The organism is Shinella sp. WSC3-e (assembly GCF_945994535.1).
In the GTDB taxonomy this organism is placed as follows: Bacteria; Pseudomonadota; Alphaproteobacteria; order Rhizobiales; family Rhizobiaceae; genus Shinella; species Shinella yambaruensis.
This window is the reverse complement of sequence record NZ_OZ000530.1, coordinates 1,449,052-1,466,181: the sequence shown is the minus strand read 5'-3', so window position 1 is coordinate 1,466,181 and position 17,130 is coordinate 1,449,052. Positions and strand designations below refer to the sequence as shown.

Here is a 17,130-nt window from a genome sequence, read left to right as displayed (position 1 = left end):
GGGGCCGTGTCCGTCAATAGACCACGACACCGCGGATGGACTTGCCGGAATGCATGAGCTCGAAGCCCTCGTTGATGTCGTCGAGGGGCATGGTGTGCGTGATCATCGGGTCGATCTGGATCTTGCCGTCCATGTACCAGTCGACGATCTTCGGCACGTCCGTACGCCCGCGCGCCCCGCCGAAGGCCGTGCCCATCCACTGGCGGCCCGTGACGAGCTGGAACGGGCGGGTGGAGATTTCCTGCCCCGCGCCCGCAACGCCGATGATGACCGACTTGCCCCAGCCGCGATGGGCCGATTCCAGCGCCTGGCGCATCACCTTGGTATTGCCCGTGCAGTCGAACGTGTAGTCCGCGCCGCCGATCAGGTCGCCGTTCCGCTTCGTCATGTTGACGAGATAGGGCACGATGTCCTCGCCGACTTCCTTCGGGTTGACGAAATGCGTCATGCCGAACTTCTCGCCCCATTCCTTGCGGTCCGGGTTGATGTCGACGCCGATGATCATGTCCGCGCCGGCAAGGCGAAGGCCCTGCAGGACGTTGAGGCCGATGCCGCCGAGGCCGAAGACGATGGCGGTGGAGCCGATCTCGACCTTCGCCGTGTTGATGACCGCGCCGATGCCGGTCGTCACGCCGCAGCCGATGTAGCAGATCTTGTCGAAGGGGGCGTCCGGATTGACCTTGGCGAGCGCGATCTCGGGCAGGACCGTGAAGTTCGAGAAGGTCGAGCAGCCCATATAGTGGTGGATCTTGTCCTTGCCGATCGAGAAGCGGGAAGTGCCGTCGGGCATCAGGCCCTGGCCCTGCGTCGAACGGATGGCCGTGCAGAGGTTCGTCTTGCGCGACAGACACGAATAACATTCGCGGCATTCGGGCGTGTAGAGCGGAATGACGTGGTCGCCTTTCTTCACCGAGGTGACGCCCGGCCCGACATCGACGACGATGCCCGCGCCCTCATGGCCGAGGATGGCGGGGAAGAGGCCTTCCGGGTCGGCGCCCGACAGGGTGAAGTCGTCGGTGTGGCAGATGCCGGTCGCCTTCACCTCGACCAGCACCTCGCCGGCCCGCGGGCCTTCGAGCTGCACGGTCATGATCTCAAGCGGTTTTCCGGCCTGAACGGCAACGGCGGCGCGTACGTCCATCTTCGTCTCCCTATGCGGATTCTGTGTCGGGCCGACCATTGCAGAGCAGGTCCGGCCTCTCAAGTGCGGTTTCCGGAAAAAATCAGCCCTGATCTTTTTTGATCAATTTTGCGACCTCGGTTTCGAGCGCGGCGATCGCCTTGCCGGTCTGGTCGTGCAACTGGTGGATTTCACGCAGCTGGCGCAGGAGCGGATGCAGGTGCTCCTCGCCGGAGGGATCCGCCGGCGCCTCGCCGATGCCGGCGATCAGCCAGGAGGGGGAGACCGAGAGAACGCCGGCCAGCATGAACAGCGCCTTCGTCTCCGGCTCGGCATGGTCGCGCTCCCAGCCGCTCACCGTGGCTTCCGGCAGGCCGAGGCGGGCGGCGAGGTCTTCCAGGCCGAGCCCCAGCGCATCGCGCGCCCGCCAGATGCGCCCGCCGAGCGTGTCGCCGTCGGCGCGGCCCGAAGGGAAGGGGATGGTGTTGCTCTCGCCGGGAAAGGTCATCGCGGCCTCCATTGTCCTTGCCGCAAGTCTACAGGCAAGGCGCGAGGCCGGGCTACCTCAAATGCGCCGCCCCGATGACGCGATTTCCGGCATTGCCAGCGTGCGGAAAAGGACTATGCAGAGGCGAACGAAGGAGTCGCAGCATGAACACCACGGCCAGCACCACCGATCCGTCGGGCGCCGGCACGATGCAGGGCGTGGCGCTGATGGCGATCGCCATGCTGCTCCTGCCCTGCATGGACGCCATCGCCAAATACATGGCGACCTTCGCGGACATGTCGCCGGGCCAGGTGACGTTCTACCGCTTCTTCTTCCAGGTGGTCTGCACGATCCCGCTGATCTTCACGGCGGCCGGCAGCGCCATGCTGCGGCCGAAGCGGCCGTGGCTCAACCTGCTGCGCGGCGCGATCCACGGGGCGGCGAGCCTTCTCTTCTTCGCGGCGGTGAAATACATGCCGCTCGCCGACGTCTTCGCGATCTATTTCGTCGAACCCTTCATCCTGACCGCCATGTCCGCGGCCTTCCTCGGCGACAGGGTCGGCTGGCGGCGCTGGCTCGCCATCGTCGTCGGCTTCGGCGGGGCGCTGATCGTCATCCAGCCGAGCTTCGTGCTGTTCGGCTGGACGGCGCTACTGCCGGTCGCCTGCGCCTTCCTCTATTCCATCTATCTCTTCATGAACCGCGCGATCGGCGAGGCCGATTCGCCGCTGACCATGCAAACCATCGCGGGCTTCGGCGGCACGATCTTCATGGGCGCGGCGCTGTTCCTCGGAAATTCGGCCGGCATCGCCGATTTCGAACCCTCGCTGCCGGGCTCGCTCTTCGGCCTCGTCCTGCTCGTCATCCTCGGCGCGCTCTCCGGCTATGCGCATATGCTGGTCGTGCGCGCGTTCCGCATGGCGCCGCTCTCGCTGCTCGCCCCGTTCCAGTATTTCGAGATCATCTCGGCGACCGTGCTCGGCTATGCCATCTTCGGCGACTTCCCGACGCCCTCGAAATGGCTCGGCATCGCCATCATCGTCGCCTCGGGCCTCTTCATCATCTGGCGCGAGCACAGGAGCCGCAGGCTCCGCGCCGACATCGCCTTCGACTGACGGATTTTTCGCGCAGGGCCGAATCTTAACATTTGTTAGGAGATTGCCGCTAGGCTCGATGCAACCTGCCATGACGGCCGGGGAGGGTGGCATGTCGACATCGGTTTCGGTGATCCTGCTTCTGGCGATCAATCTCGGCCTGATCTGGCTGCTGATCGCCGCGCCGGTCGGCCGCCGCACGCTGCACCTCACCCGCATCTTCAAGGCTCCGCCACCGCGCCTCGCTGCGCTCGTCAGCCCGCTCGGCGCCGAGGCGGACTGGCACCCTTCGGTCGTCTCCAGCGAGCGGCTGTCGGCCGGCCGGGTTCGGCAGACCTTCTCCCATCCCGACCGGCGGGGAAACCCGATCACCCGCACGCTGGCGGTGAACGAGGCGGCGGATGCGGAAAACATCGCCTGCGAAACGCGGGTGATCGAGGACAGCGCGCTCGATGCCGCCTTCTGGCGCAATTATGTGGAGCGGCGCACGCTGCGCCCGGTGCCGGGCGGGACGGCCCTGACCGTCGAGCAGACGGACCGCTATCGCGGCGTCGCCTTCCTCCTCTTCCGCTACATCCAGCTCCGCCGGGAGATGGCGGCGCTCGAGCAATGGCTGGAGACCGGCAGCGGCGAGGTGCGCGGCGTGCTGGAGCGCCCGGCGACGCAGGCCGGCCTCGCGGTGCTCTCCACCCTGCTGCTCTGGCCGTTCTTCGGGCTGACTGCGCATGGCCTCCTGCTGTCCACCCTGCTGACGGTGGTGATCGCCCTGCACGAGCTCGGCCACATGGCCGCCTACCGCACCTTCGGGCACCAGCGGGTGCGCATGATCTTCGTGCCGCTGCTCGGCGGCATCGCCGTCGGCGGGCGGCCGTACAATTCGCGGTTCGAGGTGGCGGTCTGTGCCCTGATGGGCGCCGGCATGCCGGCCTTCCTGGTGCCGCCGCTCATCGCGCTGCACGATGCGGCGGGCCCTTCCTCGGGCGCCGTGCTGCTGGTCTTCCTGCTGATTCTCGGCGCCTTCAACCTTCTGAACCTGCTGCCCATGCACCGGTTCGACGGCGGGCAGGTGCTGCGGCAGGTGTTTTCGAGCCGCGTCGGCCTTCTTTCGGCGAGTTTCCTGGTGACGCTGGCGATCCTCTGGGTGGGCTGGCGGATCGGCCTGCCGGTCGGCCTCCTGATCGCCGGCCTTGCGGTCTTCACCGTGCTAAGCCTCATCGGCGGGGGCGGCGTGAAGCCGCGCACGGCGCTCGACCCGATGACGGCGCCGCAGCGCCTGCTCGCCGGCTTCGGCCTCTACGCCGCCATCGTCCTGCACGGCTATGCGATCATCTATGCCTGCGACAGGCTGACGGGCTGACAGTCCGCCTCCGAAACGGTGGGGCCGAAGACATGCTCGAACGAATCGCGGATGCGCACATCCACATCGCTCATCATGACGGGCAGGCCGAGATCGACGAGGCTCGTCACGCCGTAGCCGCGGATGCCGCAGGGCACGATGCCGGAGAAATGGTCGAGATCCGGATCGACATTGAGCGAGAAGCCGTGAAAGCTCACCCAGCGCCGCAGGCGGATGCCGATGGCCGCGATCTTGTCCTCCGCCGGCGAACCGTCCGGCAGGGGCGGACGCTCCGGCCGGCGCACCCAGACGCCCACCCGGTCCTCGCGCCGCTCGCCGCGAACGTTCATCGAGGACAGCGCGTCAATGACGACCTCCTCCAGCGCCGCCACGAAGGCGCGCACGTCCTGCCGCCGCCGCTTGAGGTCCAGCATGACATAGACGACCCGCTGGCCGGGGCCGTGATAGGTGTATTCGCCGCCGCGGCCCGTGGAGAACACCGGGAAGCGATCGGGCGCCACGAGGTCGGCGGCATCCGCGCTGGTGCCGGCCGTATAGAGCGGGGGATGTTCGACGAGCCAGACGAGTTCGTCGGCCTCGCCGTTCGCGATCGCCGCCGCCTCCCTTTCCATCGTTTCGACCGCCTCGTCATAGGCGACGAGACCCTGCGCGACGCGCCAGCGCACCGGCGGCGAGCCGGGAATGGCGAGAAGGGAAGCGGATATGTCCTGACGCTGCATGATGGCCGTCCTTTTCGTTCCTTTGTGCCAGATATAGGCGCAATCCTGCAAGGATTTCAGGGGTTTCAGGGGGCTTGCGCAGGCTCTGTTGAAATTGTTCGCTTTTCGTCATTTTTCTTTCGCAACGGCCTTGTGCACCCCAAATGCTTTTGCTACATGCACCCCCGTCGCCGCAAGACGACACCTACCACGATGCGGTCGTGGCGGAATTGGTAGACGCGCAGCGTTGAGGTCGCTGTGGGGCAACCCGTGGAAGTTCGAGTCTTCTCGACCGCACCAAAAAAACCCGGCTTTTCAGCCGGGTTTTTTGTTTCTGCTCGCTGTTTCGATCCGCACACGGTCCAACGGTGTTGAACGGCGGCGCCCCTCGCTCAGGCGACGATTTCCACGCGGGCTTCCCGCGCCGCCGCGATGAAGGCGAGGCGGGCACGGGCGGCGCTGGTGCGGCCCTCCAGCGCGCGGGTGCAGAAGGCAAGCGCCCGCTGGTAGGCCTTGCCGTAGGTCACCGGCCAGAGCTCGGCCAGGACGTACATCGCATTGCGGATATCCTCGATGAAACGTGGGCGCAGGGCACCCGGCAGCAGGATGCCCAGTTTTCGGTTCCAGTGGGTGGTCGGCATTTGTCTCGTCCCTTCATTCGCGCTTGAGAATGCGGGTCGGGACCGATGGTTCCAAAAAAAATCGCGAGGCGATTCCGCTTCGTGCAGGAGGGGTTTCTCGGTTCAGGCCTTGCCCTTGGCGTACTTCTTGACGATGCGCTCGCGCTTCAGCCGCGAAAGGCGGTCGATCCAGAAGATGCCGTCGAGCTGGTCGATCTCGTGCTGCAGGCAGACCGAGAGCAGGCCGTCGGCCTCCTCTGTCCGCGGGGCGCCGGAAAGGTCCTGGTAGGCGACGCGGATGCGGGCAGGGCGCTCCACCTCGTCGGTCACGCCGCGCATGGAGACGCTGCCCTCCGTGTGGCGCTGCTTTTCCGGCGAGAACCATTCGATGCGCGGGTTCACATAGGCCTTGAGCGAGCCCGGCCCGTCGAGCTCGATCACCGTCAGCCGCTCCAGGATGCCGACATGGGCGGCGGTGATGCCGATGCCGGGGGCGGCCCGCATCGTGGCGGCAAGATCGTCGGCGAGCGTCGCCAGCCGCGCATCGAAGACCTCGACCGGCCGGCAGGGCAGGCGCAGTCGCGGATCGGGGTAGCTGAGGATGGGAAGGATCGCCATGGGGCCTCCGGACGCCGGTTGTGCGCCCTTCCTAGCCTGTTTGCGGCAGGGGGAAAACGCCATGCCGGCGCAAGGCGTCGCGATTCGTGTGATTTTCGTGAAATTGCAACAGCTTGCGAAATTTTTGCGTCCAGCCGGCTTTTGCCGCTTTCGAAGATGGACCGGCCGCGCGCTTTGCTTTAGCAGGGGGGAAGGCAGCGTATCCGCCCGGCGGCGCGCTGCGCCTCAACCCTCTACGCAATCCCTGTCGTCCCAGCGCCGCCGACATGCCGGGCGGGACGAGCCCGATACAAGGAGCGGCCCGATGGACGACACCGGCGACGACGACCGTATCCATCAGGGACAGGCAGAGCACAGTACCTTCGACGGCGAGGACATCTATGCCGAGGACGGTTCGATCCGCTCGGACTTCCTCATGCATGTCGGCGCGGCGATCGCCGACCGCGACCTCCTGTTCCTGCGCCGGCACGTCGCGCGGCTGCACGAATCGGAAATGGGCGACCTTCTGGAGGCCATCCAGCCGGAGCAGCGCCGCCAGCTCGTCTCCCTGCTCGGCGACGACTTCGATCTTGCGGCGCTGACCGAGGTCGACGAGGCGATCCGCCTCGACATCGTCGAGCACATGCCGAACGAGCAGATCGCCGCCGCGCTCGGCGAGATGGATTCGGACGATGCCGTCTACATCCTGGAAGATCTCGACCAGGAGGACCAGGAGGAGATCCTCTCCAAATTGCCGTTCACCGAACGGATCCGCCTGCGCCGCTCGCTGGACTATCCCGAAAGCACGGCCGGGCGCCGCATGCAGACCGAATTCGTCGCCGTGCCGCCGTTCTGGACGGTCGGCCAGACGATCGACTACCTGCGCGAGGACGCCGACCTGCCGGAGAGCTTTTCGCAGATCTTCGTCATCGACCCGACCTTCCGCCTGCTCGGCGCCATCGATCTCGACCGCGTGCTGCGCACCAAGCGCGGCACGAAGATCGAGGCGATCATGCGCGAGACGAACCATCCGATCCCGGCCGAGATGGACCAGGAAGAGGCCGCCCAGCTCTTCGAGCAGTACGACCTTCTCTCCGCCGCCGTCGTCGACGAGAACGGCCGCCTCGTCGGCGTCCTGACCATCGACGACGTGGTCGACGTCATCCAGGAGGAGGCCGAGGAGGACCTGATGCGCCTCGGCGGCGTTGGTGACGAAGAACTGTCCGACACCACCATCGAGACCGTGCGCTCGCGCGCGCCCTGGCTGCTCGTCAACCTCCTGACGGCCTTCGTCGCCGCCTCGGTCATCTCGCTCTTCGAGGCGACGATCGAGGAGATCGTGGCGCTCGCCGTGCTGATGCCGATCGTCGCCGGCATGGGCGGCAATGCGGGCTCGCAGACGATGACCGTCACCGTGCGGGCGCTGGCGACGCGCAACCTCGACATCCACAACGCCTGGCGCGTCGTGCGGCGCGAGGCGGGCGTCGGCCTGCTGCACGGCCTCGCCTTCGGCCTGATGATCGGCCTCGTCGCCGGCATCTGGTTCCATGATGCCAATATCGGCGGCGTCATCGCGGCGGCCATGCTGATCAACATGAGCGCGGCGGCGCTCGCCGGCATCGCCATTCCGCTCTTCCTCGACAAGGCGGGGGCGGACCCGGCCGTCTCCTCCGCGGTCTTCGTGACCGCCGTCACGGATATCGTCGGCTTCTTCGCATTCCTCGGGATCGCGACATGGTGGTTCGCCATCCGCTGAGGCTTTTGCGGGGAACGAATGGCACGATCTTCCGTTGGGATAGACGTCGAAAAGAGCGAAAATTGACTTATACGTAAAAGTCAATAAAATGCCCGCCCAGACGAGATCGGAGCAGGCGTGGACAAGTTTTATACCATAACCGAGCTGACGCGCGAATTCGGGGTTTCCACCCGCACGCTGCGCTTCTACGAGGACGAGGGGCTGATCAACCCCGAGCGCCGCGGCCGCACGCGTCTCTTCCGCCCGGCCGACCGCCGCCTCATCCAGGAAATCCTGCGTGGCCGGCGCATTGGCTTCACCATTGCCGAGATCCGCGACATCATCCGCGTCTACAAGGACCCGCCGGGCGAGGTCGGGCAGCTGGAGATGCTGATGGCGAAGGTCAGCGAGAAGCGCGACGAGCTGCGCCAGAAGCGGCGCGACATCGAGGAAACGCTGGCCGAACTCGACAATGTCGAGGAGGCCTGCCTGACGCGCCTCGCCGAAATCGGCGTCGGCACCTGACCCCTCGTCAGATCCAGCGCGTCGTCCCGTTGCAATAACGCTCGAAATCGATGCCGAAGCGCGAGAGCAGGTGCAGCTCCTCGCGCTTGATGGCGACGATGCTCGTCAGCACGGCGGCGACCATGGCGGTCACGATGCACCAGGGATTGAGCACCGCAAGGCCGATGCCGGCGGTGGCCAGCGTATAGCCGAGATAGATCGGGTTGCGGGTGAAGCGGTAGGGGCCGGACGTCACGAGATGGGTCGAGCAGCGGTTCGGCAGGATCGTCGTGTGACAGTCGAGCAGCGTGCGCATCGCCCAGACATCCAGCACGATGGCCATGACGATCAGGATGCCGCCGGCCGTGCGGGCGATCCAGATGTTCGTCTCGGCCGCCGCGAGCGGAAAATACGCCTGGAGCAGGAAGGCCGCCGCGAGCGCCGCGCCGTAGATCAGCGGGGGCCAGGGAAAGGCGAGTGGCTTCATGCGATAGGCGTTCATGATCCTACTCCTTCAGGTCGGTCTTCGTTTCCGCATCCATCGTGCATTGCGACGAGATCGCGGCGATGCGCTCGTCCTTCGTCACGTCGATCGCACCGCGCGCGAGGTCGGTGAGCAGGTTCTCTTCCGTCAGCCGGTCCAGCGTGCAGCCGCAGAAACTGCGGCAGAACCCGTCGCCGCGCTCGCTTTCGCAGGCGCGCATGCAGCTCTTCGTATAGCCGACGACGGGATCGGCTGAAGGCGCGGGCACCACGAGGGAAAAACCGTAGACCAGTGCGATCAGCACGGGCTGATGGATAAGGTAGATGGCGAGACTGTGGCGACCGGCCGTCTCCAGAAGGCTTTTCCACCAGACTTTCGTCTGACCGCCGAAGCCGGCGAGCCGCTCAGGAAGCGGGCTTGCGACGAAGAGCCTGCCGAGCACGATGCCGATGAGCACCGGGGCGATCCAGGGCAGCAGCGGCACATAATCGTTCGAGCGCGGGATGTCGACCGAAAGCCCGACCCACCAGAGCGCCGGGTGATCGAAGAACGGCGCGCGCAGATAGAAGGGCGCTGCGACGGCGGCGGCGGCGGCAAGCAGCGTCACGACGAGCGGCAGGCGCAGGAAGAGGAGGCCGACGAGGCTCGCCGCGGCAATGGCATGCAGGATGCCGAAGAAGATGAAGGTCTCCGGGAAGGCGAACCAGGTGGCCAGGGTGATCGCCGCCGCCGCCAGCCCGATCTTTCCGAGGCGGACGAGGAAGGGCCTTGCGCGAAAACCCTGGACATGACCGAGCACCAGGCTGAAGCCGACGAGGAACAGGAAGGAGCCGGCGATCAGCCGCGCGAAGATCTTCCAGCCGCCGGTCGTCGCCGTATCCGGCTCGATATAGCCGAAGAAGCCGAGGTCCCAGGTGAAATGGTAGACCGCCATGGCGATCAGCGCGAGGGCACGGAGCTGGTCGATCAGCGGGATGCGCGGAAGGCGGCGCGGTACCGCGCCTTCTCCTGCCACATTGCCGTCAATCACCGTCGTCGTCATGGGTCGGGGTCGCCGCATTGCTTTGGTCCATGGGAGAATGTCACGCCAAGCTTGCGCCGGGCGGATGGCCGAAAGGTGGCCGCCGGGGGGATGTCAGTCGAGCCGTTCGAGAACGGCGAGGCGCGCTTCGGAATAGAACTGCCGGCGCACGAGCACGACGATGATGCTGACCGTCGTCGCGATGAAGAGATAGGGGCTGACGAACCAGCCAAGATAGCCGATCGACAGGAAGATGGCGCGCAGCCCCATGTTGAAGTGTTTTGCCGCGAGGATGTTCATGCGGATGACCTTGTCGGCGGCAAGGTCGGCGCCGGCCGGGTCCTTGTGGATGTCGCCGCTCATCGGGATCGCGCCGAGCAGGATCGTGCAGTAGTTGAAGAGGCGGTAGGACCAGCCGAACTTGAAGAAGGCATAGCCGAAGATGCCCGCGAGCCCGCCGACCTTCAGCTCGAAGCCGGCGCGGCTGCCCTGGAAGACCAGCGGCAGGTCGCTGAAAATGGCGAAGACCTGCTCCGTTGCGCCGAGCAGCGCGAAACAGCCGCCGAGCGCCAGGATCGAGGTGGAGGCGAAGAAGGCCGTGCCGTTCTGCAGGCCGGCCATGATCTGCGTGTCGATCATGCGCAGGTCGCGGTGCATCGCGTTGCGGATCCAGACGGCGCGCTGCGAGCTCATCGCCCGCGTGAGGCTGACGCGATCGAAGAGCTTCGCCCGCTCCGTGATCCAGGAATATCCCGTCCACAGCAGGAGGAAGAGGGCGAGGGCGACGAAATCCGGTGTGCTCATGGCAAGCGTTGTGCCACGGATTCGGCATTTTGCAAGCGTCGCCGGGACGGCGGCCCGGGCCCGTTCAGACCTTGGGCGAAAAGGCGGCGGACCGCTGCCGCGGCTGCGCCGCCCAACCGTCTGATTTTGCGACATGTCATGCGCCTGGCGCGGGGCTCCTATGATCGGGACGCCTTGGTTTCGCCATTTTTGGCGATTGCGGTTTCATGAAATCTTCATTAAACAGACCGCCATGCAGGGCCGCCGCGGCCGTTGCAACGACATCTTCCATTCGGGGAAATCATGGAAAGTACCGTTCAGAAATCCTGCTGGGGCGTCACCGCCCGCGCAGTCCTCGGTTTCGGCGCAGTTCTGGTCATCGCCTATCTTTTCGGCGGCATCTGAAAACACCAGCCCGTCATCCTTACATGAACAGCGTGCTTCCCCGCGAAGCGCGCTGTTTTTGTTTCGAGGGCTGTTGGAAGCGGCATGTCGCGCAGGTAAAACCCGATGTCGGGAGATCGCCTTACGTGCGCCGCGTGATGACGTAGCTTCAGGTATCAGAGCGCCTGCCGAGGCAAGGGAGAAGTCCGGACCATGTTTCTTTCGGTATTCGATGTTTTCAAGATCGGGATCGGGCCGTCGAGCTCCCACACGATGGGACCGATGTCGGCGGCGAACCGCTTTCTCGACCTCATCCTCTCCGCCGACTGGCCGCGGCCGTCGGGCGCGCAGGTCGCGACGATCCGCATGAGCCTGCACGGTTCGCTCGCCTATACCGGCGTCGGTCACGGCTCCGACCGCGCCGTCATCCTCGGCCTGATGGGCGAGCGGCCCGATTCGGTCGATCCGGACCGCATGGACGCCATCGTCGCCGAGGTGGAGCGCACAGGCCGCATCACGCCGCCCGGCCATCCCGGCTATGCCTTCCGGCCGAAGGACGACCTGATCTTCGACAAGAAGAACCCGCTGCCCGGCCATGCCAACGGCATGACCTTCTCGGCCTATGACCGCGACGACCGGCTGCTCCTCAAGCGCATCTACTATTCCGTCGGCGGCGGCTTCGTCGTCACGGACACCGAACTGGAGCAGATGCGCGCCAGCAAGGCGAAGGCAGGCGACAAGAAGGTGCCGTTCCCCTTCGCCTCGGCCAAGCAGATGCTGGAAATGGCGGAGCGCTCCGGCATGACGATCGCCCAGATGAAGCGCGCCAACGAGGAAGCCACCATGTCGCGCGAGGAACTGGATGCCGGCCTCGACCGCATCTGGGGCGCGATGAAGAGCTGCATCGACCGCGGCCTCAAGAACGAGGGCATCATGCCGGGCGGGCTGAAGGTGCGCCGGCGTGCCCGCTCGATCCATGACAAGCTGCAGGAGGAGTGGCGCTCCAACAAGGCGAACCCGCTGCTCGCCAACGACTGGCTCTCCGTCTATGCCATGGCGGTCAACGAGGAGAATGCGGCGGGCGGGCGCGTCGTCACCTCGCCGACCAACGGCGCGGCGGGCGTCGTGCCCGCGACGATCCGCTACTACCTGCATTTCCACGAGGATGCCGACCAGGACGGCATCCGCGACTACCTGCTGACGGCGGCTGCCGTCGGCGGCATCATCAAGCACAATGCCTCGATCTCGGGCGCCGAAGTCGGCTGTCAGGGGGAGGTGGGGTCCGCCTCCGCCATGGCCGCCGCCGGGCTTGCCGCCGTGATGGGCGGCACGCCGGAGCAGGTGGAGAACGCCGCGGAAATCGCGCTGGAGCACCATCTCGGCATGACCTGCGACCCCATTGCCGGTCTCGTGCAGGTGCCCTGCATCGAGCGCAACGCGCTCGGGGCGGTGAAGGCCGTGACGGCCGCCTCGCTCGCACTCAAGGGCGACGGCGTGCATTTCGTGCCGCTCGACGCCTGCATCGAGACGATGCGCCAGACGGGCGTCGACATGAACGAGAAATACAAGGAAACCTCCACCGGCGGCCTTGCCGTCAATGTGGTGGAGTGCTGAGGCTTTCGCCGCGAACGCTGTGGAGTGCGACATGGCGGCCCCTTGACCGGGCCGCCGCAAGAGCGTTCAAAGGGGCATGGCCCTGCATCTCATCAAACTCTGTGTCGGCGCGGACTCGATCGAGGACCTGCGCGAATGGGTGTCCGAACGCTCGCTGATCGCGATCGCCGCGGGCATGGAACCGCATTCGAGCCACATTACCCGCATGGTGCCCAAGCGCGACCGGGACCTGCTCGACGGCGGCTCGCTCTACTGGGTGATCAAGGGCCAGGTGCAGGCACGCCAACGCCTCCTCGGCATCAAGACCTTCACGGATGCCGACGGCATTTCGCGCTGCGAGCTGGTGCTCGGGCCGGAGGTCGTCGAGACCGAGCTGCAGCCGCGCCGCGCCTTCCAGGGCTGGCGCTACCTGACGGAAGACGACGCGCCGCGCGACCTCATGAACATGGGCGACGGCACGGCAGACCTGCCGCTGGAACTGCGGCGCGAGCTCGCCGAACTCGGCCTTCTCTGAAATCCGACGTCCTCGATCGCGTTTCAGGTCTCTTTCCCCGACGGCTTGCCGCATCCCGGCCTCGTTCAACCAACGAGGCTTCCATGCTGAAAACACTCTTCCTTGCCGCCACGCTTCTCGCCGGCGCCGCAACATCCTGCAATGCCGGCGCGCTCGGCGTCCGCGACATCAGGATCGCCGGGTCACCGGAGGGACGCGCGCTCTTCGCGGTCGTCTGGTATCCGACATCCGATACCGGAAAAGCGGCTCCCGTCGCGGAGAACCCCGCCTTTCTGGGCGTTCCCGCGATCCGCGATGCCGGGATCGGCGCGGGCACGCACCCGCTCGTCGTGCTGTCGCACGGTTATGGCGGAAGCTGGCGCAATCTGAGCTGGCTCGCCGGCGAACTCGTCGCGCGCGGCTATATCGTCGCCGCGCCGGACCATCCCGGCACCACGACCTTCGACAGGAGCGCGGCCGAGGCGGCGAAACCCTGGGAACGGCCACGCGACCTCAGCCGGCTCATCGACGCGCTGCTGGAAGACGGGGACATCGCCGATCGCATCGCGGCCGACCGCATTGCCGTCATCGGCCATTCGCTCGGTGGCTGGACGGCCGCGGCCCTTGCCGGCGCGCGGTTCGATGCGGAGCGGTTCGCGGCGGATTGCACGATGAACACGAGCCCGCGTGCCTGCAGCCTTACGGTGGAACTCGGACTGGACGGCACCGGTGCCGGCCGCCAGAAGCTCGAGGGCGAGCTCGGCGATCCGCGCATCGGCGCTTTCGTTTCGCTCGATCTCGGCCTGGCGCGGGGTTTTTCTCCGGAAAGCCTTGCGGCCCTTCGCGTGCCGGCCCTGGTGATCGCGGCGGGCACCGATATCGGCGACATGCCGGCCGAACGGGAATCGGGCTACCTCGCAAGGGCGCTTCCGGCGGCGAGCAGCACCTATGTCGTCATCCCCGACGCCATGCATTTCAGCTTCCTGCAGGTCTGCAAGCCGGGCGCGGCGGAGAGGATCGAGGCGGAAACGCCCGGCGACGGCATCGTCTGCAAGGATGGCGGCATCCGCGGCCGCGCGGCGATCCACCGCGAGGTTGCCGATCGCATCCTCGCCTTCCTGGCCGTCAGCCTGCCGTAGGTGCGCGACGATAGTCGCTCGGGCTCCGGCCGGTGGCCTTCAGGAATTCCCGGTTGAAGTTCGACTTGGTCTGGAACCCGGCCTCAAACATCACGGCGGTGACCGGCAGGTCCGTCTCCGCCAGCAGGCGCTTCGCCGCCTCGATGCGGTAGCCGTTGACCAGCTGCGAGACGTTGCGGTTCTCGCGGCGGTTGACGGCGCCCGAGATCTGGCGGGGCGGAAGGCCGGCACGCCGCGCGATCCGGTTCAGGGTGAGGTCGGGGTCGCGGAAGAGTTCCTTCTCGCGCATCAGCCGGTCGATCGCCTCCACGATGCGGCTGTCGTCTTCCGTCGGCGCGCGCGGCAGGTCGGCAGGGGCCGTCTCGCCGGCAGCGTCCGCCGGCAGGCTGCGCCCGATGGTGGCGACGGCGTAGGCGAGGACGGGCAGGAGAAGAATGTTGCCGGCGGCCACGATCAGCGCGGCATGGTCGCCGCTGTAAAGGCCGAAATCGACGGCGATGAGGAGATCGACCAGCGCCGACACGACGAGCGTGCCGCCCGCCATGCGCGCCGCATTCTCGGCCCGGGCCGTATCGCTCAGCCGCGCTGCGGCAAAGCCGTCCGGCCCGGCCCTGGCGAGGCGCAGCAGGGCGAGCCCGTAGCCGACATAGAGAAGCGCGAGCAGCAGGTCGACCGGCGACCGCCAGACTTGCCAGGTGGCGGACAAGAGTAGAGCAAGGGCGACCGGCAGCAGGTGCAGCCAGCGGGCCCTGCCGCGCTCGGTGTGCCCGGCTGTGAAGCAGAGCCAGGCGATCGGCGGCAGCGCGGCGGCAAGGACGGGCTGGAGAAAGCGCACGAACGGCGCGTCGAACGACCACCGGGCGCCGACCGCGAACGCGACGACCATGCAGGCGGCGACGAAGCCGATGGCAGGCCGCAGCGCGGTTTGGCGCAGCAGCACCAGCTTCAGGAGAAGGACGGCGAGCAGCAGCGCGATGATGAAGGGAAGCGGAATTGCCGGCATGGTCCTGCACAGCGGATGTCAGGCCCCTTTGCAAGGGGCGCGTCGCCGGTTCAGGCGACCCTCAGCGCAGGCGCAGGCGAACCGGATGGCGGCACTCGCTGACGCCGACATGGAGATGGATCCCGGCGGCCGGCTGGCCCGAGCGCCAAGCCCTGGCGCCATGGGCGAGCAGCATGCCGACGAGATCCTTCGTCCTGTTGCGCGAACGGCCGAGCCCGATATCCGCGATCCGCATCGCTGCCTCGTGCAGCGGGTGGAGCGTGCCCTTCAGCGACCTGCGCTTTTCCGCGCCGGCTGCGGGGGGAGCATCGAACAGGTTCTCGTTCATCGCCATGATCTGCCTCGTACGCATTACCCAATCGAGGATGGCAGAGCCGCTTTCGCGACATTCCGCCTGCCTTGCTCCGCAGTCCCGGGATGCACTACCTGTCCGGTGACTGTGCTGGCGCAAGGCGAGATTTGAGGGAGCGCGCCGGTGGTTCGGCGCGTCCGGTCGTTCTTACTGCTGGCTGGCCCAGCAGGCGAAACCCTTGCGCTTCAGCGCCTTGCAGGCGGCCGTCGCGCGGTCCTGGTTGTCGAAGCCGCCGAAGCGGGCGCGGAACAGCTGCTGGCTGCCGCTGTTGACGGCGACCGTGAAGGGCTGCGCGCTGGAAAGCGCCTTGCCGCCCTGGTTCTTCGCCTTGGAAAGCAGGTCCTGTGCCTGGCCCTTGTCGGGCGTCGCGCCGATCTGGATGACCCAGCCCGAGGGCACGGCATCCGTGGCGAGCGAGGCAACGGTGGAGGAGGTGGTCAGCTCGTCGACGGCGCCGCCCGCATCCCCCTGTTCGGTCAGGTCCGCCGGCGGCACGGCCGCGTCGCGCTGGATCTTCAGCGTTGCGGCGAGGGCGCGCTTGCCGACGACTTCCGAAGCCGCGTCCGACGTGGCGGCATAGGCCGTCTCGATGCGGGCCTCATTGTAGCGATAGGTCGGGATCGGGCCGTTCTCCGGCAGGTCGAGGCTGCCGGAAACCGATGCGGTGACCGCCTTGCCGGCGACCTCGGCAGTCAGCGTCGGGGCATCCTTGGTTTCGGCGATCAGGTTGCCGCCGCCGCGGCGCGAGGCCTTCGGCATGTAGGTGGCGATGAGCTTGCGCATCTGCTGGTCACGGGCAGCGCCCGAGCGGCCGCCGATGACGACGCCGACGACGCTGCGCCCGTCGGCCACGGCCGAGGTCACGAGGTTGTAGCCGGAAGCGCGGGTATAGCCGGTCTTGATGCCGTCGACGCCGCGCACGGTGCCGAGCAGCCGGTTGTGGCCGTTGATCGTCTGCTTGCCGAAGCGGAAGCTGCGGACGGAGAAATAATCGTAATATTGCGGAAAGTGCTGGCGCAGCGCGATGCCGAGGCGGGCCTGGTCGCGGGCGGTCGTCACCTGTGCCGTGTTGGGAAGGCCGTTGGCGTTGCGGTAGACGGTGCGCGTCATGCCGAGCGCGCGCGCCTTCTGCGTCATCATGCGGGCGAAGCGCTCTTCCGAGCCGCCGAGGAATTCGGCGAGCGCCGTGGAGGCGTCGTTCGCCGAGCGGGTGATGAGGCCGAGCATCGCCTGTTCGACGGTGATCGAATTGCCGGCGCCGACACCGAGCTTCGTCGGCGGTTCGCTCGCGGCGTTCTTGGAGAAGGGGACGCGGGTGTTGAGGCGGATCTTCCCGGCCTCCAGCGCCTCGAAGGTGAGGTAGAGCGTCATCATCTTGGTGAGCGAGGCGGGATAGCGCAGCGCGTCCGCATCCTCGCTGTAGAGCACCTTGCCCGTCTTGGCGTCGATGACGATGCCGGAATATTTCGGATTGGCTTCGGCCGGGGTGGCGACCGCGACGGTGGCGACCATTCCGATCATCACCAGACCTTTCGCCGCAGTGGCAAATGCCTGGCAGGAGCGGGGGAGGAAATCGAGGAATACGGAACGGGACACTACGTTACTCTTCATTCTCGGATTGCACATGCTGTCCGGACCTGACCGC

General features: G+C 66.7%; 18 protein-coding genes and 1 tRNA gene. 8 read left to right on the top strand and 11 right to left on the bottom strand.

The window, feature by feature from the left end; all coding sequences use genetic code 11:
• Positions 1 to 13: 13 nt before the first annotated feature.
• Both AABF56_RS07440 and AABF56_RS07435 read right to left on the bottom strand, forming a co-directional pair.
• Positions 14 to 1,141 (bottom strand): S-(hydroxymethyl)glutathione dehydrogenase/class III alcohol dehydrogenase, encoded by a 1,128-nt coding sequence (locus tag AABF56_RS07440; protein ID WP_244765491.1) that lies wholly within the window; start codon positions 1,139 to 1,141, stop codon positions 14 to 16.
• Positions 1,142 to 1,223: 82 nt separating this feature from the next.
• Positions 1,224 to 1,628, bottom strand: a complete 405-nt coding sequence (locus AABF56_RS07435; RefSeq protein WP_272805449.1) for a helix-turn-helix domain-containing protein — start codon at positions 1,626 to 1,628, stop codon at positions 1,224 to 1,226.
• 143 nt (positions 1,629 to 1,771) lie between these two features.
• Here AABF56_RS07435 and AABF56_RS07430 point away from each other — a divergent pair, with 143 nt between their 5' ends.
• Together AABF56_RS07430 and AABF56_RS07425 are read left to right on the top strand one after the other, a co-directional pair.
• Positions 1,772 to 2,722, top strand: coding sequence for a DMT family transporter (locus AABF56_RS07430; protein WP_244765493.1), 951 nt, complete (start codon positions 1,772 to 1,774; stop codon positions 2,720 to 2,722).
• Positions 2,723 to 2,813: 91 nt separating this feature from the next.
• Positions 2,814 to 4,058, top strand: coding sequence for a hypothetical protein (locus AABF56_RS07425; RefSeq protein WP_272805448.1), 1,245 nt, complete (start codon positions 2,814 to 2,816; stop codon positions 4,056 to 4,058).
• On the opposite strand, the gene lipB is transcribed toward AABF56_RS07425, so the two are convergent.
• Positions 4,031 to 4,777 carry a lipoyl(octanoyl) transferase LipB gene (lipB, locus tag AABF56_RS07420; RefSeq protein ID WP_244765495.1) on the bottom strand — a complete coding sequence of 249 codons (747 nt, stop codon included), beginning with the start codon at positions 4,775 to 4,777 and terminating at the stop codon, positions 4,031 to 4,033. The genes AABF56_RS07425 and lipB overlap by 28 nt on opposite strands.
• Positions 4,778 to 4,971: 194 nt before the next feature.
• Here lipB and AABF56_RS07415 point away from each other — a divergent pair.
• Positions 4,972 to 5,056: transfer RNA gene (locus AABF56_RS07415), tRNA-Leu, on the top strand.
• 92 nt (positions 5,057 to 5,148) lie between these two features.
• Here the strand turns inward: AABF56_RS07415 and AABF56_RS07410 are convergent.
• Together AABF56_RS07410 and AABF56_RS07405 are read right to left on the bottom strand one after the other, a co-directional pair.
• The gene (locus tag AABF56_RS07410) at positions 5,149 to 5,397 is read right to left on the bottom strand and encodes a DUF982 domain-containing protein (RefSeq protein WP_272805447.1); all 249 of its coding nucleotides are present in this window, start codon (positions 5,395 to 5,397) and stop codon (positions 5,149 to 5,151) included.
• 102 nt (positions 5,398 to 5,499) lie between these two features.
• Complete coding sequence (locus AABF56_RS07405) at positions 5,500 to 5,994, bottom strand: peptide deformylase (RefSeq protein ID WP_272805446.1); 495 nt, start codon at positions 5,992 to 5,994, stop codon at positions 5,500 to 5,502.
• 304 nt (positions 5,995 to 6,298) lie between these two features.
• Here AABF56_RS07405 and mgtE point away from each other — a divergent pair, with 304 nt between their 5' ends.
• Together mgtE and AABF56_RS07395 are read left to right on the top strand one after the other, a co-directional pair.
• Positions 6,299 to 7,729, top strand: coding sequence for a magnesium transporter (mgtE, locus tag AABF56_RS07400; RefSeq protein ID WP_244765498.1), 1,431 nt, complete (start codon positions 6,299 to 6,301; stop codon positions 7,727 to 7,729).
• Positions 7,730 to 7,846: 117 nt separating this feature from the next.
• Positions 7,847 to 8,233, top strand: a complete 387-nt coding sequence (locus AABF56_RS07395) for a MerR family transcriptional regulator (RefSeq protein WP_244765499.1) — start codon at positions 7,847 to 7,849, stop codon at positions 8,231 to 8,233.
• A gap of 7 nt (positions 8,234 to 8,240) precedes the next feature.
• Here the strand turns inward: AABF56_RS07395 and AABF56_RS07390 are convergent, their stop codons facing one another.
• From AABF56_RS07390 to AABF56_RS07380, 3 genes are all read right to left on the bottom strand, one after another.
• Positions 8,241 to 8,714 (bottom strand): methyltransferase family protein, encoded by a 474-nt coding sequence (locus tag AABF56_RS07390; RefSeq protein ID WP_272805445.1) that lies wholly within the window; start codon positions 8,712 to 8,714, stop codon positions 8,241 to 8,243.
• A 4-nt stretch (positions 8,715 to 8,718) separates the two neighbouring features.
• Positions 8,719 to 9,738, bottom strand: a complete 1,020-nt coding sequence (locus tag AABF56_RS07385) for a DUF1624 domain-containing protein (RefSeq protein ID WP_272805444.1) — start codon at positions 9,736 to 9,738, stop codon at positions 8,719 to 8,721.
• Positions 9,739 to 9,831: 93 nt separating this feature from the next.
• Positions 9,832 to 10,521, bottom strand: coding sequence for a DUF599 domain-containing protein (locus AABF56_RS07380; protein ID WP_272805443.1), 690 nt, complete (start codon positions 10,519 to 10,521; stop codon positions 9,832 to 9,834).
• A 576-nt stretch (positions 10,522 to 11,097) separates the two neighbouring features.
• Between AABF56_RS07380 and AABF56_RS07375 the strand changes: the two genes are divergently transcribed.
• From AABF56_RS07375 to AABF56_RS07365, 3 genes are all read left to right on the top strand, one after another.
• Positions 11,098 to 12,498 (top strand): L-serine ammonia-lyase, encoded by a 1,401-nt coding sequence (locus AABF56_RS07375; protein ID WP_244765503.1) that lies wholly within the window; start codon positions 11,098 to 11,100, stop codon positions 12,496 to 12,498.
• A gap of 76 nt (positions 12,499 to 12,574) precedes the next feature.
• Positions 12,575 to 13,012, top strand: coding sequence for a DUF1489 family protein (locus tag AABF56_RS07370; protein ID WP_272805442.1), 438 nt, complete (start codon positions 12,575 to 12,577; stop codon positions 13,010 to 13,012).
• 83 nt (positions 13,013 to 13,095) lie between these two features.
• Positions 13,096 to 14,130 (top strand): alpha/beta hydrolase family protein, encoded by a 1,035-nt coding sequence (locus AABF56_RS07365; RefSeq protein ID WP_272805441.1) that lies wholly within the window; start codon positions 13,096 to 13,098, stop codon positions 14,128 to 14,130.
• On the opposite strand, the gene AABF56_RS07360 is transcribed toward AABF56_RS07365, so the two are convergent.
• The 3 genes from AABF56_RS07360 to AABF56_RS07350 form a co-directional block, all read right to left on the bottom strand.
• Complete coding sequence (locus tag AABF56_RS07360; RefSeq protein ID WP_272805440.1) at positions 14,117 to 15,133, bottom strand: helix-turn-helix domain-containing protein; 1,017 nt, start codon at positions 15,131 to 15,133, stop codon at positions 14,117 to 14,119. The two genes, AABF56_RS07365 and AABF56_RS07360, sit on opposite strands and share 14 nt — an antisense overlap.
• Before the next feature lie 61 nt (positions 15,134 to 15,194).
• The gene (locus AABF56_RS07355) at positions 15,195 to 15,467 is read right to left on the bottom strand and encodes a hypothetical protein (protein WP_272807460.1); all 273 of its coding nucleotides are present in this window, start codon (positions 15,465 to 15,467) and stop codon (positions 15,195 to 15,197) included.
• Between the two features lie 165 nt (positions 15,468 to 15,632).
• A complete protein-coding gene (locus AABF56_RS07350; RefSeq protein WP_272805439.1) occupies positions 15,633 to 17,111 on the bottom strand; it encodes a D-alanyl-D-alanine carboxypeptidase in 1,479 nt (492 codons plus the stop codon).
• Positions 17,112 to 17,130 lie beyond the last annotated feature (19 nt).

Excerpts from the sequence above, each read along its gene's own strand:
- AABF56_RS07390 (WP_272805445.1), bottom strand. The coding sequence starts at position 8,714 with ATGAACGCCTATCGCATGAAGCCACTCGCCTTTCCCTGGCCCCCGCTG.
- AABF56_RS07405 (WP_272805446.1), bottom strand. The coding sequence starts at position 5,994 with ATGGCGATCCTTCCCATCCTCAGCTACCCCGATCCGCGACTGCGCCTG.
- AABF56_RS07355 (WP_272807460.1), bottom strand. The coding sequence starts at position 15,467 with ATGGCGATGAACGAGAACCTGTTCGATGCTCCCCCCGCAGCCGGCGCG.
- AABF56_RS07425 (WP_272805448.1), top strand. The coding sequence starts at position 2,814 with ATGTCGACATCGGTTTCGGTGATCCTGCTTCTGGCGATCAATCTCGGC.
- AABF56_RS07430 (WP_244765493.1), top strand. The coding sequence starts at position 1,772 with ATGAACACCACGGCCAGCACCACCGATCCGTCGGGCGCCGGCACGATG.
- AABF56_RS07375 (WP_244765503.1), top strand. The coding sequence starts at position 11,098 with ATGTTTCTTTCGGTATTCGATGTTTTCAAGATCGGGATCGGGCCGTCG.
- AABF56_RS07360 (WP_272805440.1), bottom strand. The coding sequence starts at position 15,133 with ATGCCGGCAATTCCGCTTCCCTTCATCATCGCGCTGCTGCTCGCCGTC.
- AABF56_RS07380 (WP_272805443.1), bottom strand. The coding sequence starts at position 10,521 with ATGAGCACACCGGATTTCGTCGCCCTCGCCCTCTTCCTCCTGCTGTGG.
- AABF56_RS07435 (WP_272805449.1), bottom strand. The coding sequence starts at position 1,628 with ATGACCTTTCCCGGCGAGAGCAACACCATCCCCTTCCCTTCGGGCCGC.
- mgtE (WP_244765498.1), top strand. The coding sequence starts at position 6,299 with ATGGACGACACCGGCGACGACGACCGTATCCATCAGGGACAGGCAGAG.
- AABF56_RS07350 (WP_272805439.1), bottom strand. The coding sequence starts at position 17,111 with ATGTGCAATCCGAGAATGAAGAGTAACGTAGTGTCCCGTTCCGTATTC.
- AABF56_RS07440 (WP_244765491.1), bottom strand. The coding sequence starts at position 1,141 with ATGGACGTACGCGCCGCCGTTGCCGTTCAGGCCGGAAAACCGCTTGAG.
- AABF56_RS07370 (WP_272805442.1), top strand. The coding sequence starts at position 12,575 with ATGGCCCTGCATCTCATCAAACTCTGTGTCGGCGCGGACTCGATCGAG.
- AABF56_RS07365 (WP_272805441.1), top strand. The coding sequence starts at position 13,096 with ATGCTGAAAACACTCTTCCTTGCCGCCACGCTTCTCGCCGGCGCCGCA.
- AABF56_RS07410 (WP_272805447.1), bottom strand. The coding sequence starts at position 5,397 with ATGCCGACCACCCACTGGAACCGAAAACTGGGCATCCTGCTGCCGGGT.
- AABF56_RS07385 (WP_272805444.1), bottom strand. The coding sequence starts at position 9,738 with ATGACGACGACGGTGATTGACGGCAATGTGGCAGGAGAAGGCGCGGTA.
- lipB (WP_244765495.1), bottom strand. The coding sequence starts at position 4,777 with ATGCAGCGTCAGGACATATCCGCTTCCCTTCTCGCCATTCCCGGCTCG.